Origin of the sequence: Haemophilus sp. Marseille-P9675, from assembly GCF_916862695.1 — a bacterium.
Classification (GTDB): Bacteria; Pseudomonadota; Gammaproteobacteria; order Enterobacterales; family Pasteurellaceae; genus Haemophilus; species Haemophilus haemolyticus_K.
Map to the genome: position 1 here is coordinate 17682 of NZ_CAKASP010000002.1, position 15981 is coordinate 33662.

General features: G+C 37.8%; 15 protein-coding genes. 6 read left to right on the plus strand and 9 right to left on the minus strand.

All coding sequences use genetic code 11. The annotated features are described in order from the left end of the window. Positions 1–20 precede the first annotated feature (20 nt). The 8 genes from LIX50_RS03670 to LIX50_RS03705 all read right to left on the minus strand — a co-directional run bounded on the left by LIX50_RS03670 (position 21) and on the right by LIX50_RS03705 (position 7341). Positions 21–701, minus strand: a complete 681-nt coding sequence (locus LIX50_RS03670) for a M15 family metallopeptidase (protein ID WP_048953707.1) — start codon at positions 699–701, stop codon at positions 21–23. Position 702: 1 nt separating this feature from the next. After that, the gene (dapE, locus tag LIX50_RS03675) at positions 703–1836 is read right to left on the minus strand and encodes a succinyl-diaminopimelate desuccinylase (RefSeq protein WP_048953709.1); all 1134 of its coding nucleotides are present in this window, start codon (positions 1834–1836) and stop codon (positions 703–705) included. Positions 1837–1862: 26 nt separating this feature from the next. Then, entirely contained in the window at positions 1863–2207 is a 345-nt protein-coding gene (locus tag LIX50_RS03680; RefSeq protein ID WP_048953711.1) for an ArsC family reductase, read from the minus strand. 78 nt (positions 2208–2285) lie between these two features. Next, the gene (htpG, locus tag LIX50_RS03685) at positions 2286–4166 is read right to left on the minus strand and encodes a molecular chaperone HtpG (protein WP_048953713.1); all 1881 of its coding nucleotides are present in this window, start codon (positions 4164–4166) and stop codon (positions 2286–2288) included. A 211-nt stretch (positions 4167–4377) separates the two neighbouring features. Beyond that, the gene (locus LIX50_RS03690) at positions 4378–4890 is read right to left on the minus strand and encodes an OmpW family outer membrane protein (protein ID WP_048953715.1); all 513 of its coding nucleotides are present in this window, start codon (positions 4888–4890) and stop codon (positions 4378–4380) included. Positions 4891–4940: 50 nt separating this feature from the next. Next, entirely contained in the window at positions 4941–5456 is a 516-nt protein-coding gene (locus LIX50_RS03695) for a SprT family zinc-dependent metalloprotease (RefSeq protein WP_048953716.1), read from the minus strand. A gap of 65 nt (positions 5457–5521) precedes the next feature. After that, on the minus strand, positions 5522–6676 hold the full coding sequence (gene metK / locus LIX50_RS03700) for a methionine adenosyltransferase (RefSeq protein WP_005627231.1): 1155 nt from the start codon (positions 6674–6676) through the stop codon (positions 5522–5524). A gap of 83 nt (positions 6677–6759) precedes the next feature. Continuing rightward, positions 6760–7341, minus strand: a complete 582-nt coding sequence (locus LIX50_RS03705; RefSeq protein ID WP_048953717.1) for an anthranilate synthase component II — start codon at positions 7339–7341, stop codon at positions 6760–6762. Positions 7342–7382: 41 nt separating this feature from the next. Between LIX50_RS03705 and LIX50_RS03710 the strand changes: the two genes are divergently transcribed. The 3 genes from LIX50_RS03710 to LIX50_RS03720 all read left to right on the plus strand — a co-directional run bounded on the left by LIX50_RS03710 (position 7383) and on the right by LIX50_RS03720 (position 10065). Next, positions 7383–8369 carry an aminodeoxychorismate synthase component I gene (locus LIX50_RS03710; RefSeq protein WP_005637736.1) on the plus strand — a complete coding sequence of 329 codons (987 nt, stop codon included), beginning with the start codon at positions 7383–7385 and terminating at the stop codon, positions 8367–8369. Next, complete coding sequence (locus LIX50_RS03715; RefSeq protein WP_048953718.1) at positions 8369–8935, plus strand: aminotransferase class IV family protein; 567 nt, start codon at positions 8369–8371, stop codon at positions 8933–8935. Before LIX50_RS03710 ends, LIX50_RS03715 begins: the two co-directional genes overlap by 1 nt. Before the next feature lie 92 nt (positions 8936–9027). Further along, a complete protein-coding gene (locus LIX50_RS03720; RefSeq protein WP_048953720.1) occupies positions 9028–10065 on the plus strand; it encodes an ABC transporter substrate-binding protein in 1038 nt (345 codons plus the stop codon). Positions 10066–10127: 62 nt separating this feature from the next. On the opposite strand, the gene fdhD is transcribed toward LIX50_RS03720, so the two are convergent. Then, positions 10128–10940, minus strand: a complete 813-nt coding sequence (gene fdhD / locus LIX50_RS03725; protein ID WP_048953722.1) for a formate dehydrogenase accessory sulfurtransferase FdhD — start codon at positions 10938–10940, stop codon at positions 10128–10130. A 286-nt stretch (positions 10941–11226) separates the two neighbouring features. On the opposite strand from fdhD, the gene fdnG reads away from it, so the two are divergent. Genes fdnG through LIX50_RS03740 form a run of 3 tightly spaced genes read left to right on the plus strand, consistent with a single transcriptional unit; the run spans position 11227 to position 15962 of the window. Next, positions 11227–14313 carry a formate dehydrogenase-N subunit alpha gene (gene fdnG, locus LIX50_RS03730; protein WP_152683495.1) on the plus strand — a complete coding sequence of 1029 codons (3087 nt, stop codon included), beginning with the start codon at positions 11227–11229 and terminating at the stop codon, positions 14311–14313. 1 nt (position 14314) lies between these two features. Beyond that, positions 14315–15253 (plus strand): formate dehydrogenase subunit beta, encoded by a 939-nt coding sequence (gene fdxH / locus LIX50_RS03735; protein ID WP_048953725.1) that lies wholly within the window; start codon positions 14315–14317, stop codon positions 15251–15253. Further along, entirely contained in the window at positions 15246–15962 is a 717-nt protein-coding gene (locus tag LIX50_RS03740; RefSeq protein WP_048953726.1) for a formate dehydrogenase subunit gamma, read from the plus strand. Before fdxH ends, LIX50_RS03740 begins: the two co-directional genes overlap by 8 nt. Positions 15963–15981: the final 19 nt, after the last annotated feature.

The window sequence follows — 15981 nt, forward strand, 5'->3', positions numbered from 1 at the left end:
TTCACGATAAGGCTTTATTTTTAAACAATATATTCAGAAAAAATTTGTTCAAGATTTGATATTAAACAGTCTGCGCCTAAAATATTTTCCTCTTTCCATGCCTGTTGCAAAATGTCTGGAGAAAATTGCTGACTTGCCAATTCAGCTAACGGCAAATAACTGATATGCCAAGGCTCCCGCCCCACTTTCTTATTGGACTGCATATTCATAAAAGGCAAAGCAAAATCAAAGTGCGGTAAATTTTCAGTAAGAAACTCACTCAATTCAAAGAAGTAGCCGCCTTTTTCATATTCCCAAGGCTCCAGTTGTAAAGATTGCCCCTGTGGCAAAAGATCAGGATCGAAAATATCCACTTCCGTTCCCCAATGATGACGGCTAGCCCCTGGCAATGCAGACCAACGTAAAATCGCCTGACATTTTTGCCAGTCATCTAATTGGCTCAACTCTAATGCTTTGCCTGTGTCATCATGGACTTTTCTCTCGCCCTTAAATTTACTATTCCAAATAAGCTGTTGGCGTTCAAAATCACGAAAACTGCTCGCTGGCTGTAAATTAAAGCCATTTTTTGCCGCACTTTTTTGCAGCCCTTGAAATGCGTTCACCGCTTGCGTTTGCAAAAAATGATTTGATGAATGATTTGCGGGTAAATTGACTAAATGCTCACGAGACTTTCCTGTAAGCATTTCTGGCGTTAATTTCATTTTAGCTATCCAATAAATTCACTAACATTTTGTGATAAATCTCACCGCACTTGCCAAGATCTTCTACACTGACACATTCATTTACTTTATGAATTGTTGCGTTAAGTGGACCAAATTCCACCACTTCAGCGCCCATCAATGCAATAAAACGACCGTCTGATGTACCACCACCTGTTTCAGCCTTTGGCTTTATGCCTGTAGTTTCCTCAATAGCGGAGGTTATCGAATCTAATAATTTACCTGGTTTTGTTAAAAACGGTTTACCTGATAAATTCCATTCAATACGATATTTCAAATTATGTTTTTCTAGCATTTCAGCTACTTTTTGCTTAATGATTTCATCTGTTACTTCTGTGCAATAACGCAAATTGAACTGAATATATAACTCGCCTGGAATCACATTATTACTTCCAGTCCCCGCATGAATGTTAGCAATTTGTAGGCTTGTTGGAGGGAAAAACTCATTACCTTCATCCCATTGGTAAGTTGTTAATTCTTGCAAAAATGGCGCTGCTTTATGGATTGGATTTTCAGCTAAATGAGGATATGCCACGTGCCCTTGAATCCCCTGAACATAAAGATTTCCTGTAATTGAGCCGCGGCGACCATTTTTGACAACATCGCCTAAGTTTTTAGCACTCGATGGCTCACCAACCATACAATAAGTAATTTTTTCATCACGCGCCATTAAAGTCTCAACCACTCGCACGGTGCCGTCTTTTGCAGCTGCCTCTTCGTCAGACGTAATCAATAATGCAATGGTGCCTTTATGGTTAGGATTCACTTTTACGTATTCTTCTGCCGCCACAATCATTGCTGAAAGGGATCCTTTCATATCCGCCGCACCACGGCCATAAAGCATTCCATCAATAATCTCAGCAGAAAACGGAGAATACGACCACTGATTTTCATCGCCAGTAGGCACAACATCCGTATGTCCCGCAAAAGCAATAACAGGCTCACCCGCTCCGTGTTTTGCCCACAAATTCAACGTATCATTAAAAGGCATCCATTCAATTTGAAAACCTAACTTTTCTAAGCGTTCGGCAATAATTTGCTGACAGCCTTCGTCATTCGGGCTAATAGATGGGCGACGAATTAAATCTTGCGCCAACGAAATCACTTTTTCTCTCATAAAAACTCCTAAGAAAATAACCCACTTTAGGCAAAAGCAGCCTGATATTCCTTCTCATTAAAACCAATTAAAGCCTTCCCATCTTGTAAAATAATTGGGCGTTTAATTAAGGTTGGATTCTCAGCTAGCACGGAAAGTGCGGTCGTTTTATCAAGGGAATTTTTAACTTGTTCATCCAAATTACGCCAGGTTGTACTACGTTTATTCACCAATACATCCCAGCCAAATTGAGCTTCCGCTTGGGTTAAGAAATTCAAATCTACCCCATCAACACGGTAGTCGTGAAGTTTGTGTTCAATATTGTGATCCGCTAGCCATTTCAACGCTTTTTTTACTGTATCGCAATTTTTAATGCCGTAAACTGTAATCATATTTCACCTAAAAAAGAAAAATCCTCAATCTAATCAAACTGAGGATTTTAACCCTTATACTACTTCATCTCAAATGAATTAACCTAACAACTTATTGATACGTTTAATAAACACAGCTGGGTTTTCCAAAGATCCTCGCTCTGCTAACATAGCTTGTTCAAGCAACAATTCCACCCAATCAGCAAATTCTGTTTCATCGGCAATATCAGCCACTTTTTTCACTAAATGGTGTTCTGGATTAAGTTCAAAGGTGTATTTTACTTCTGGTACAGGTTGCCCTGCGGCTGCAAACAATTTCGCCATTTGGGTCGTCATTTGATCATTATCCGTAGAAACCACCGCAGGTGTATCTGTTAAATTGTGAGTTAAACGCACCGTTTTCACACGTTCGCCAAGCAAGTTTTTCACACGCTCAATAAAACTACCAAAGGCTTCATCTTGTTGTTTTTGTGTTTCAGATTCTTTATCCGCTAAATCGCCTAAATCCAAATCAGCTTTCGTGATACTTTGTAATTGTTTACCATCGAATTCAGTTAAATAGCTTAACATCCATTCATCAATACGATCGGAAAGCAATAAAACCTCAATGCCTTTTTTATTGAATAATTCCAAGTGCGGGCTATTTTTCGCTGCAACATAGCTGTCCGCTGTAATGTAATAGATAGCTTTTTGCCCCTCTTTCATACGCGAGATGTAATCTTCTAAAGACACAGTTTGCTCGCTGCTATCATTATGCGTTGAAGCAAAACGCAATAACTTCGCGACAATTTCTTTGTTAGCAAAATCTTCTGCTAGGCCTTCTTTCAAGACTAAACCAAACTCTTTCCAGAATTGAAGATATTTTTCTGCATCATCTTTTGCTAATTTTTCTAGCATTTGTAATGAACGCTTAGTTAATGCTTTGCGTAATGCAGCCGTAATTTTGTTATCTTGCAAAATTTCACGAGACACATTTAATGGCAAGTCATTGCTATCGATTAAACCACGCATAAAACGGAGATAATTCGGCATAAATTGCTCAGCATCATCCATAATAAATACGCGTTGAACATAAAGTTTTAAGCCGTGTTTATGTTCGCGATTAAATAAATCCCAAGGTGCTTTAGCTGGCACATAAAGCAAACTAGTATATGCTTGATTTCCTTCAACTTTGTTATGCGCCCAAGTCACAGGATCTGCAAAATCATGGCTTAAGTGTTTATAAAACTCTTTGTATTCCTCATCGGAAACATCATTTTTAGAACGCGTCCAAAGTGCATCGGATTTATTAATTTTCTCCCATTTTTCACCGCACTCTTTGCCTTCATCATCATATTCTTTCGTTAGCATTTCCACTGGCAAGCCAATATGGTCAGAATATTTACCGATAATTTCACGCAAACGCCATTCGTTTAAAAATTCTTTTTCATCTTCGCGTAAATGTAAAATCACATCGGTGCCACGGGATTTTTTCTCAATATCCGCCACAGAATATTCGCCTTCACCCGCAGATTCCCAAAGTACCGCTTTATCAGCATCTTCGCCAGCTGCTCTGGTTTTTACAGTCACTTTATCTGCCACAATAAAAGCTGAATAAAACCCCACACCAAATTGCCCAATAAGTTGGCTATTTTTTGCTTGGTCTTGGCCAAGTGCGGTTAAAAATTCTTTTGTTCCTGATTTTGCAATCGTACCCAAATGATCGATTACTTGCTCGCGAGTCATACCAATGCCGTTATCACTAATCGTGATTGTTCCTTTATCCGCATCAAAGCTAACACGCACACGCAAGTCGCCATCACCTTCATATAAAGCAGGGTTGGAAAGTGCTTTAAAGCGTAATTTATCTGCCGCATCAGAGGCATTAGAAATTAATTCACGTAAAAAAATCTCTTTGTTGGAATACAAAGAATGAATCATTAATTGGAGTAGTTGTTTGACTTCAGATTGGAAGCCGCGAGTTTCTTGATTTTGTGACATAATTTTTTCCTTCATAAAGATAAAAATTGAACGTCACAGATATAAGAATAAAAAGAAAGATTTCAAGGGGAAAAGCAAAGTGCGGTGAATTTTCACCGTATTTTATTCAAACATTTTCCTAAAATATCTAGAAATGAATAACGGTGATCACCATAAGTAATCACCGTTAAACCAAAAGTGTTTTCTTAAAGAGATTTGGGTACTCTAAAAATTAGAATCCGTAACCCACACCAACTTTTGCACCATAGTTATTAACTTTAGTATTATCAAAACTACCTAGACGATTGTATTCAACACCGCCATTTGCATACCAGTTACCATCTAATTTATATTTAGCACCTGCTACAACACCATAACCAATTTTAGTTTCAGAAGAACTTTTATATACTTGGTTAGCTCGATTATCATATTTGAATTGGTTAGCTGCAACACGAGCGCCTACATAAGGTTCAACTTTAGAATTCGTGTCAAAATCATATAATACTGATGCACCTAAACCGTGAATTTTCGCACCATCAACTTTTCCGTGATGAGTATAATCACCTGCGACACGTGTATTTCCTAATTTATAACCAACCGCTACACGAGGTTCAACTCGAGTATTATTGCTACCGTTTGCTTGAGTTTGAGATAAACCGATATCGCCTTCAGCATAGATATTCGCATTTGCAGCAGAAGCAAAGGCAAATGCCCCAACAATAACGGCTAATAAAGATTTTTTCATTGGATAACTCCTTTATTTATTGAATAAACTGGAAAAATATATCACAAAAATTATTCTGTTTCATCGACAAAAACTAATTTTCCCTTACATTTTCTACATAAATATTCAATCTTTTCTCTTACTATTCTATTATGACGGCGAATACTTAGAAAATGTGGTTGGCACGCACATCTATATTCAAAAGTTTTCCCTTGCACATTTTTTATATCAAATTGATGACAAGTATCCGCAGGAAGCTTAAAAATTTCATTCATTACAAGCTGCCATTCCCGCCCATGTGGTTTTACACGACCGAATATTTGATACACAATCAAATGCGCAAGCTCATGTGGCACGACTTGTCGAATAAATTCATCCACATTTTCTAATAACAAAGTGCGGTTAAATTTTATTTCATTTTTTTGTAGGTAAGCCACTCCAGCCTTTATTCCACGTAACTCATAATTTACCTCAGGCATTATAAATTTTCGCTTAAAATAAACCTCTGCAAGCTGCAAAGACTGATTCAATTTACGTTGCACTTGCATTTTTAAATGACGAAATGGAATTTGCTCTATTGATGCCATGATTGAAAAAGAAAAAACCGCTAGATAAGCGGCTTTTATATAATTTACTAAATTAAAAAATAAGATTATTTTAATCCCGCTGCAACACGTAATTCTGCTGCACGATCCACTTTTTCCCAAGGGAATTGCTCACGACCGAAATGACCATAAGCTGCTGTTTCACGATAGATTGGTTGAATTAAATCTAACATTTTAATTAAGCCATAAGGGCGTAAATCAAAGAATTCACGAACTAACGACACTAATAATTCATTCGCAACTTTTCCAGTTCCAAAGGTTTCGACCATGATAGATGTTGGATCAGCCACACCAATCGCATAAGAAAGTTGGATTTCACAACGATCTGCCAAACCAGCTGCAACAATATTTTTTGCGACATAACGTGCCGCATAAGCTGCTGAACGGTCAACTTTAGATGGATCTTTTCCTGAGAATGCGCCACCACCGTGACGAGCAGCACCACCGTAAGTATCCACGATAATTTTACGACCAGTTAAACCACAATCCCCCATCGGTCCACCAATAACAAAACGGCCAGTCGGATTAATGAAGAATTTTGTTTCTTTAGAAAGCCATTCACTTGGTAATACAGGTTTGATAATTTCTTCCATCACACCTTCGTGTAAGTCTTTTTGGCTAACTTCTTCGGAATGTTGAGTAGAAAGCACAACCGCATCCACACCAACAATTTTATTATCTTCATATTTTAATGTTACTTGGCTTTTAGCATCTGGGCGTAACCATGCTAATTTACCGCTTTTACGCACTTCAGCTTGTTTTTCCATTAAACGATGTGCATAAGTAATAGCAGCTGGCATTAATACATCCGTTTCATTGGTAGCATAACCAAACATAATACCTTGATCGCCTGCGCCTTGATCTAATGGATTTTCACGATCAACACCTTGATTAATATCTGCAGATTGTTTACCAATTGCATTAAGCACCGCACAAGAATGACCATCAAAACCCATTTCAGAATGTTCATAACCAATATCACAAATCACTTTACGTGTTAAATTCTCAATATCGACCCATGCTGATGTTGTAATTTCACCACCCACCAATGCCATACCGGTTTTTACATAGGTCTCACAAGCTACTCGTGCTTTTGGATCTTGTTTTAGGATTTCATCAAGTACCGCATCAGAAATTTGATCGGCAATTTTATCTGGATGCCCTTCAGATACAGATTCAGATGTAAATAAATAGCTAGACATATTTTCTCTCTTTTTCTTTAAATTTGGATGTATTGACGTATAGACGTCTATAATACGTATTTTAGCTTAATAAGCAAGCGCTATTATTGATTAATCGCAGCAGGAATATTCAACCAATTACGCAAAATTTGCTCACCGAAGTCTGACATATAAGACTCTGGGTGAAACTGAATGCCATAAATTGGTAAAGATTTATGCTGTATAGCCATGACCACGCCTTCATCACAAAGTGCGGTAACTTCTAGGCAACTAGGAAAATCTTTTTTCTGTACGCCCCAAGAATGATATAGCCCGATATTAAATTCGCTTGGAAGGCTAAAAAATAATGGAGAATTTGACCGCACTTTTAAAATTCGTTTCTGGCCATGACGGACTTTCTGTAAGTTATACAATGTACCACCAAAAAATTCACATAAGGTTTGATGCCCTAAACACACACCTAAAATAGATTTTTTCTGATGATATTTTTCCAACATGGAAAAAAGTTGTGGATAAACTTGTGGTACATCTGGCCCCGGTGAAATCAATATATGACTATATTTTTCCGCTGTACTTTCTTTTAAATCTTCCACATTTAAAACATCATAAGGCACATTTAATTTTCGAATTAAATCCACCAAGTTAAAAGTAAAAGAATCGTGATTATTAATGATGAGTAATTTCATAACCGCTCGGCATTCGTTATAATCGGGCAATTTTACGCAAAATGACACAAAGCACAATGCAACATTTTATTGAACAGGCTAATAATTATGGCAAACAACGCATGCCATTTTTCTTTCTCATTGATTTTGAAAAAGAAAAACCATTGATTTGTCCTCTCGAAAATTCTACACAACAAGGCATTTACTTTGATATTTTAGGGAAAAGAAATTGCACAATTTATCCACAATCTCTCCCTCTTAATTTTACCAAACATCCAATGCCCTTCTCGCATTATCAACAAGGTTTTGAACTTGTTCAAAGTGAATTGCAAAAAGGCAATTCTTATTTATTGAATCTCACCTGCCCCACTGAAATTTCAGGTAATCTGTCACTTGAACAGATTTTTAATCAAACCAATGCGCCTTATAAATTGTGGTTACAAGATCAATTTGTTTGCTTCTCACCAGAATGTTTTGTCAATATTCATGACAACCGCATTTTTACTTATCCCATGAAAGGGACAATTAATGCGTCTCTTCCCGATGCAGAAAATCAGTTACTCACAAATGAAAAAGAACAACGCGAACATTACACGATTGTTGATTTGATGCGTAATGATTTATCCATGGTGGCAGAAAATATTCAGGTAAAAAAATTTCGTTATATCGATCGCATCAAAACACAAAAAGGTGAAATACTGCAAACCAGTTCTGAAATTTACGGAAAATTGAATAAAAACTGGCAAAATCAAATTGGGGATATTTTAGCGAAACTCTTGCCCGCTGGGTCTATTAGTGGCGCACCAAAAGAAAAAACCCTACAAATTATTCAGCAAGCAGAAAAACAAAAACGCGGTTATTACACAGGAATCTTTGGCATATTTGATGGTAAAACACTACAAAGTGCGGTGGCAATTCGATTTATTTCCCAACTAGATGAAAAATTCTATTTTCATAGCGGAGGCGGTATTACCATTCATAGCAATGTGCAAGATGAATATGAAGAATTGTTAGAAAAAGTCTATTTACCGATTGAAGGTGCTGATTAATGTATCCTCTATTTGAAACCCTTTGTATTGAAAACGGGAAAATTCAAAATATCGATTTACACCAAGCGCGATATGAACGTAGTTTGCGTGAATATTATGGCAAAAGTGCGGTGAAAATTTTTAATCTTTTTTCACTCATTCAACTGCCCGCGCCCTTACAAAATCGATTAGTTCGCTGCCGCATTGATTACAATGCCGAAACCACACAAATTCAATATTTTGAATATCATCGAAAAATTTACCGGACTTTTCAACCTGTAATTGATGACGATATCGAATATTGCTTGAAATATGCTGATCGCAGTTTAATTAATACATTGTTTGCTCAACGAGGCACTTGTGATGAAATTATTATTATCAAAAATGGAAAAGTGACAGATTGTTCCATTGGTAATTTAATTTTTCGCCAAGGAAAAAAATGGTACACACCAGACACCCCATTGCTTTTAGGCACACAACGAGAAAAATTATTACAAGAGGGGAAAATTCAAGAACGCACAATATTCCAAGAAGATATTGTCAAATTTGATGAAATTAAAATTATTAATGCAATGAATACGCTCTAAAACGGGTATTACCTCTCTTTACAAAATTTTTTTAAAATTTTATATTGCCTAGCGACTTGGCTTAACATGACACTATAATCATAAGGAAAAATATGGCACAACCTCTCCAAACATCATTAAAACTCACTTTACTTCTTGGACTAGCTGTACTAAGTGCTACCTCTACCGCTCAAGCTGCAGGTAAACTTACCGTCTATTGCAGTGTTCAAAATACAACTTGTGAACAAGTGACAAAAGCATTTGCTCAAAAATATCAAATAGAAACACAGTTCATTCGTAATAGCACAGGGACCATTTTAGGTAAAATCAAGTCTGAAAAAGAAAATCCTCAAGCAGATGTTTGGTATGGGGGCACTATTGAACCGCATTTACAAGCAGCCGAGTTGAACTTGCTTGAAAAATACCGCTCCCCAATACAAAAACAGATTATGCCCAAATTCAAATCCTTAATGGCTCAGCGCGGTGATTTCACATCTGTTATTTACCTAATGGAAATGGGAATTGGCATTAACACTAAAAAACTAGCCTCATTGGGGATTACGCCACCAAAATGTTTCGCCGATTTAACCAAACCTGAATTCAAAAATGAAATTCAATACGCAGACCCACGTGTTTCAGGAACCGGTTATTCGTTATTAAGCACGCTCATTTCTCTATGGGGTGAAGAGAAAACGAATGATTACTTAAAAGCCTTGGATCACAATGTTTCCCAATATACAAAAAGTGGGCTCGCAACTAGTTATTTGGCAACGGGTGATGTCGCAATTGATATAGGTTTCATGCTCAATTATGCTAAAGAAAAGAATAAAGGCGCACCCGTTGAAGGTGTTTTACCTTGTGAAGGTGTTGGATACGCATTAGGGGCTGCAAGCATTATTAAAGGGGCGCGTAATTTAGATAATGCAAAATTATTTATTGATTTCGTGTTAAGCAAAGAAGCTCAAGAAATCCCTTGGCGATTTGGCGATTCTTATCAGTTACCAACCAATATTTATGCCCAACCAGCACCAGGCTTTACACCTGCAGACAAACTTAAGCTTATAGATATGAATTTTATAAAATTTGGATCTGATAAAGAAGGTAAACGCTTGATTCAACAATGGATATCAGACATTAAAGAAAGAGGTTAAATATCCCTAAACAAAACAGGAAATAGAAGAGGTACATTACCCTATTTCCTGTTTTATATTAACTAAAATTTCAACCGCACTTTACCACAGTAAATATTCCCCCGCCCTTCTCTCGCAAACCCAATTAGGGTTAAATTATGCTCATTCGCCATTTTCACCGCCAAATCTGTAGCCGCAGAAATTGTCATTAACATCTCTATACCGCAAGCTATTGTTTTTTGAACCATTTCATAACTCGCGCGACTAGAGGCTAAAATAAATCCCTGAGGTTTATCAGTTTTTGCATACCAACCAAGTAGCTTATCTAGTGCAACATGTCGCCCTACATCCTCACGAATTGCAAGCATATTGCCTTGTAAATCAAAAAAAGCACAAGCGTGTGTCGCTCCTGTTTGTTGAGCAAGTTGTTGATGAATTTGTAATGTAGTTAAGCAACTATCTAACCGATTAATATCAAACTGAAAGGTTTGCTCTAATTTTGGGAAGTGTTTATAAACTTGATTAAGCTGCTCTGTACCACAAATACCACAACCAGTTCTCCCAGTAAGGTTTCGACGATGTTCTTTTAATGCCATAAATTTTCGACTAGAAAGTTCAATTTGAACTTCTATACCATTACAGGCTTCTATCACGTCAATACCATAAATATCAGAAGGTTTATCAATAATTCCCTCTGTTAGAGAAAACCCCAATGCAAAATCTTCTAAATTCTTTGGTGAGCACATCATCACGGCATGAGAAATATCGTTATAAACAAGAGAAACGGGGATTTCAACAGCAAGATCATCCTCTTTCTCGGTTAAAAGTGCGGTAATTTTTTCTTCTTTTTTATTTGTTCTAAACAAATAGATTGAGTGTCGTAAAAGCCAGTTCATTTCTTGTTATATCCATTACACGCATGTAACAATTTTGTTAAATTTGTTTCATTTTTATGATCTAGATCACTTATTTTTAGCAATCTAATGTAATTTGATTATAGATTTATGGTTAAAAAATCGTTATCCTTAGGCCCGCTTAAATTGGTGTTTTTTGCTATCGCCTTTTTATGTTACCTTTCGATAAGGCTATTTTATCGAAATCAATCAAATTATCTAAGCGAATTTTTTACTATCTAAAAATCTAAAACACATTAACGCTCACTGTTAATGTAAAGGAGTGATTATGCAGATCTCAAGAAGAAAATTCTTTAAGGTCTGTGCAGGTGGTATGGCGGGAACTTCAGCCGCAATGTTGGGCTTTGCGCCTACAAGTGCATTGGCTGCACCGCGTGAATATAAATTATTACGCGCATTCGAATCTCGTAACACCTGTACATATTGTGCCGTAAGCTGCGGTATGTTGTTATATAGCACTGGAAAACCTGCTGATACATTAAGTGGCCACACCAGCACAAATACTCGTTCTAAATTATTTCACCTTGAAGGTGATCCAGATCATCCAGTAAGTCGTGGTGCACTTTGCCCTAAAGGTGCTGGTGCATTAGACTATGTAAATAGTGAAAGCCGTTCTTTATATCCTCAATATCGTGCACCTGGTTCTGATAAATGGGAACGAATTTCTTGGCAAGATGCAATTAAACGCATTGCTCGCTTACTGAAAGACGATCGTGATGCTAACTTCGTTGAAAAAGATGCAAGTGGCAAAACCGTGAACCGTTGGACAACTACAGGTATTATGACTGCATCAGCCATAAGCAACGAAGCCGCACTACTGACTCATAAATGGGTGCGGATGTTGGGTATGGTACCGATGTGTAACCAAGCGAATACTTGACACGGACCAACGGTAGCAAGTCTTGCTCCATCATTTGGTCGCGGTGCGATGACAAATAACTGGGTTGATATTAAAAATGCCAACCTTATCATTGTTCAAGGCGGTAACCCTGCAGAAGCTCACCCTGTTGGCTTCCGTTGGGCAATTGAAGCAAAGAAAAACGGTGCGAAACTTATCGTTATCGATCCACGCTTTAACCGTACAGCCTCTGTTGCAGATTTACATGCGCCAATTCGTTCTGGTTCAGATATCGCATTTTTAATGGGTGTCATCCGTTACTTATTGGAAACAAACCAAATTCAACACGAATACGTTAAACACTATACTAATGCCTCATTCTTAATTGATGAAGGTTTCAAATTTGAGGACGGTTTATTTGTAGGTTACAACGAAGAAAAACGTAACTACGATAAATCTAAATGGAACTATCAGTTTGATGAGAACGGACAGGCTAAACGTGATATGACATTACAACACCCTCGTTGTGTCATTAATATCTTAAAAGAGCATGTTTCTCGTTATACCCCGGAAATGGTTGAACGCATTACAGGTGTAAAACAAAAACTCTTCTTACAAATCTGTGAAGAAATTGGTAAAACCTCTGCACCAAATAAAACGATGACGCATCTATATGCGTTAGGCTTTACCGAGCATTCAATCGGTACACAAAATATTCGTTCAATGGCGATGATCCAATTACTTTTAGGTAATATGGGTATGCCTGGTGGTGGTATTAATGCATTACGTGGTCACTCCAATGTGCAAGGTACAACAGATATGGGCCTATTGCCAATGTCTTTACCTGGTTACATGCGTTTACCAAACGATAAAGATACCTCTTACGAGCAATACATTAACGCGATTACACCAAAAGATATTGTTCCAAACCAAGTGAACTATTATCGTCATACCTCAAAATTCTTTGTTAGTATGATGAAAACCTTCTACGGTGATAAAGCAACCAAAGAAAATGGTTGGGGTTTTGATTTCTTACCAAAAGCAGATCGCTTATATGACCCGATTACCCACGTTAAATTGATGAATGACGGCAAATTACACGGTTGGATTTTACAAGGCTTTAACGTGTTAAACTCATTACCGAACAAAAACAAAACTGTTGCAGGAATGAGTAAGTTAAAATTCTTAATCGTGATGGATCCGCTTCAAACTGAATCCTCTGAATTCTGGAAAAACTTTGGTGAATCAAACAACGTGAATTCTTCAGAAATTCAAACTGAAGTCTTCCGCCTACCAACAACCTGTTTCGCAGAAGAAGATGGTTCAATTGTAAACTCAGGACGTTGGGCGCAATGGCACTGGAAGGGTTGCGATCAGCCAGGTGAAGCATTACCAGACGTTGAAATTCTTTCAATGATTCGTGAAGAAATGCATCATCTTTATCAAAAAGAAGGTGGTCGCGGTATTGAATCCTTTGAAGCAATGACTTGGGACTATGCTCAACCACACTCACCAAGTGCGGTAGAATTAGCCAAAGAATTAAATGGTTATGCGCTTGAAGATCTTTATGATCCAAACGGTAACTTGATGTACAAAAAAGGCCAATTACTCAATGGATTTGCACATTTACGTGATGATGGTACAACAACATCAGGTAACTGGTTATACGTTGGTCAATGGACTGAAAAAGGTAACCAAACCGCAAATCGTGATAACTCAGACCCATCAGGTCTAGGTTGCACCATTGGTTGGGGCTTTGCATGGCCTGCAAACCGTCGTGTACTTTATAGCCGTGCATCATTAGATATCAATGGTAATCCTTGGGATAAAAACCGCCAATTAATCAAATGGAATGGTAAAAACTGGAACTGGCATGATGTAGCAGACTATGGTACACAACCACCAGGTTCTGATACAGGACCATTTATTATGTCTGCTGAAGGTGTAGGTCGTTTATTTGCAGTTGATAAAATTGCAAATGGTCCAATGCCTGAACACTATGAGCCAGTTGAAAGCCCAATAGATACTAACCCATTACACGCTGCAGTGGTAAGTGATCCTACAGTACGTATTTATCCTGAAGATAAAGAATTTATCGGTTCAAATAAAGAGTTCCCATTCGTGGCAACAACTTACCGATTAACGGAACACTTCCATAGTTGGACTGCACAATCTGCATTAAATATCATCGCACAACCACAACAATTTGTGGAAATCGGTGAAAAATTAGCGGCAGAAAAAGGCATCCAAAAAGGCGATATGGTAAAAATTACTTCTCGTCGTGGCTATATTAAAGCTGTTGCTGTGGTTACAAAACGTCTTAAAGATCTAGAAATTGATGGACGTACCGTACACCATGTAGGTCTTCCAATTCACTGGAATATGAAAGCCTTAAATGGTAAAGGTAATCGTGGATTTGCTACTAATACCTTAACACCGTCTTGGGGTGAAGCAAACACGCAAACACCAGAATACAAAACATTCTTGGTGAATATTGAAAAAGTTGGGGAGGCATAATATGGCAGGAACTGCTCAAGGCGTTCAAACGCAAGACGTTATTAAAATCTCCGCAACTTCAGGCTTAACACCTGCACCACACGCGCGAGATCATAAAGTTGAAGTCGCAAAATTAATCGATGTTACTACCTGTATTGGCTGTAAAGCTTGTCAGGTAGGCTGTTCAGAGTGGAATGATATCCGCTCTGATGTCAATGCTCAGTGTGTAGGGATCTATGATAACCCTGTTGATCTCAATGCAAAAGCATGGACAGTAATGCGTTTTAACGAAGTAGAAGAAAACGATCGTTTAGAATGGTTAATTCGTAAAGATGGTTGTATGCACTGTGCTGAACCAGGCTGTTTGAAAGCTTGTCCATCACCAGGCGCAATCATCCAATACGCCAATGGTATTGTAGATTTCCAATCTGATAAATGTATTGGTTGTGGCTATTGTATTGCAGGATGTCCATTCAATATTCCTCGAATGAACCCTGAAGATAATCGAGTATACAAATGTACCCTTTGCGTGGATCGCGTATCTGTAGGTCAAGAGCCTGCTTGCGTGAAAACCTGTCCAACTGGTGCAATTCGTTTCGGTTCTAAGGAAGAAATGAAAGTATACGCAGAACAACGCATTGCTGAATTAAAAGCACGTGGTTATGAAAATGCGGGACTTTACGATCCTGAAGGTGTTGGAGGTACGCATGTAATGTATGTATTACATCATGCGGATAAACCGGAACTTTATTCAGGTCTTCCTAAAAACCCAAGCATTGATCCAAGCGTTACTTTATGGAAAGATGTGTTAAAACCAGTTGCGGCAGTGGCAATGGGGGGGTTAGCCCTTGCAGAAATCGCACACTACTTAACTGTTGGTCCAAATGTAGAAGAAGATGTGGAAGATCATCACCACGAATTTGAAGAAGAAAAATCAACTAAGGGGGAAAACCATGAGTAAAATTGAAATTAGCAACGATACTCGCGTTATCCGCCATAGAACGCCTGCGCGTATCAGCCACTGGATGTTGGTAATTTGCTTTTTTATGACAATGTTCACTGGGGTTGCCTTTTTCTTCCCAGATTTTGCGTGGTTAACAGAAATTTTGGGAACACCACAAATTGCACGTGCAGTTCACCCGTTCACTGGGATATTAATGTTCTTTGCTTTTATTTACTTAGCTTTATTATACTGGGATCACAATATTCCAGAAAAAAATGATATTCGCTGGGCAAAAGGCATATTAGAAGTATTAAAAGGTAACGAGCATGCTGTAGCTGATAATGGTAAATATAACTTTGGCCAAAAAATGTTATTTTGGACATTAAATTTAGCTATGGTGACATTATTAGTAACAGGCATCATTATGTGGCGCCAATACTTCTCACATTACTTCTCAATTCCAGTATTGCGTATTGCAATTTTGCTTCACTCATTAAGTGCTTTCATGCTATTCACTGGCATCCTAGTACATATGTATATGGCATTTTGGATCAAGGGCTCTATTCGTGGTATTGTTGAAGGATGGGTAACTGTTCGCTGGGCGAAAAAACACCATCCAAAATGGTATCGTGAAGAGGTGTTAGAAGCACTAGAGAATGACCTTATTAACGAAAAAAATGACAAAGGTGGGAAAACCAAAGTATTATTTAAAGGCTTTGGAAAATAACCCCCTAGTATGAAAAAGT

What these genes read in the sequence shown, in the direction of transcription:
- LIX50_RS03715 (WP_048953718.1), top strand. Translation starts at nt 8,369, where the DNA reads ATGTATCCTCTATTTGAAACCCTTTGTATTGAAAACGGGAAAATTCAA.
- LIX50_RS03690 (WP_048953715.1), bottom strand. Translation starts at nt 4,890, where the DNA reads ATGAAAAAATCTTTATTAGCCGTTATTGTTGGGGCATTTGCCTTTGCT.
- LIX50_RS03710 (WP_005637736.1), top strand. Translation starts at nt 7,383, where the DNA reads ATGACACAAAGCACAATGCAACATTTTATTGAACAGGCTAATAATTAT.
- LIX50_RS03705 (WP_048953717.1), bottom strand. Translation starts at nt 7,341, where the DNA reads ATGAAATTACTCATCATTAATAATCACGATTCTTTTACTTTTAACTTG.
- LIX50_RS03740 (WP_048953726.1), top strand. Translation starts at nt 15,246, where the DNA reads ATGAGTAAAATTGAAATTAGCAACGATACTCGCGTTATCCGCCATAGA.
- dapE (WP_048953709.1), bottom strand. Translation starts at nt 1,836, where the DNA reads ATGAGAGAAAAAGTGATTTCGTTGGCGCAAGATTTAATTCGTCGCCCA.
- LIX50_RS03695 (WP_048953716.1), bottom strand. Translation starts at nt 5,456, where the DNA reads ATGGCATCAATAGAGCAAATTCCATTTCGTCATTTAAAAATGCAAGTG.
- LIX50_RS03670 (WP_048953707.1), bottom strand. Translation starts at nt 701, where the DNA reads ATGAAATTAACGCCAGAAATGCTTACAGGAAAGTCTCGTGAGCATTTA.
- metK (WP_005627231.1), bottom strand. Translation starts at nt 6,676, where the DNA reads ATGTCTAGCTATTTATTTACATCTGAATCTGTATCTGAAGGGCATCCA.
- fdhD (WP_048953722.1), bottom strand. Translation starts at nt 10,940, where the DNA reads ATGAACTGGCTTTTACGACACTCAATCTATTTGTTTAGAACAAATAAA.
- fdxH (WP_048953725.1), top strand. Translation starts at nt 14,315, where the DNA reads ATGGCAGGAACTGCTCAAGGCGTTCAAACGCAAGACGTTATTAAAATC.
- LIX50_RS03720 (WP_048953720.1), top strand. Translation starts at nt 9,028, where the DNA reads ATGGCACAACCTCTCCAAACATCATTAAAACTCACTTTACTTCTTGGA.
- LIX50_RS03680 (WP_048953711.1), bottom strand. Translation starts at nt 2,207, where the DNA reads ATGATTACAGTTTACGGCATTAAAAATTGCGATACAGTAAAAAAAGCG.
- htpG (WP_048953713.1), bottom strand. Translation starts at nt 4,166, where the DNA reads ATGTCACAAAATCAAGAAACTCGCGGCTTCCAATCTGAAGTCAAACAA.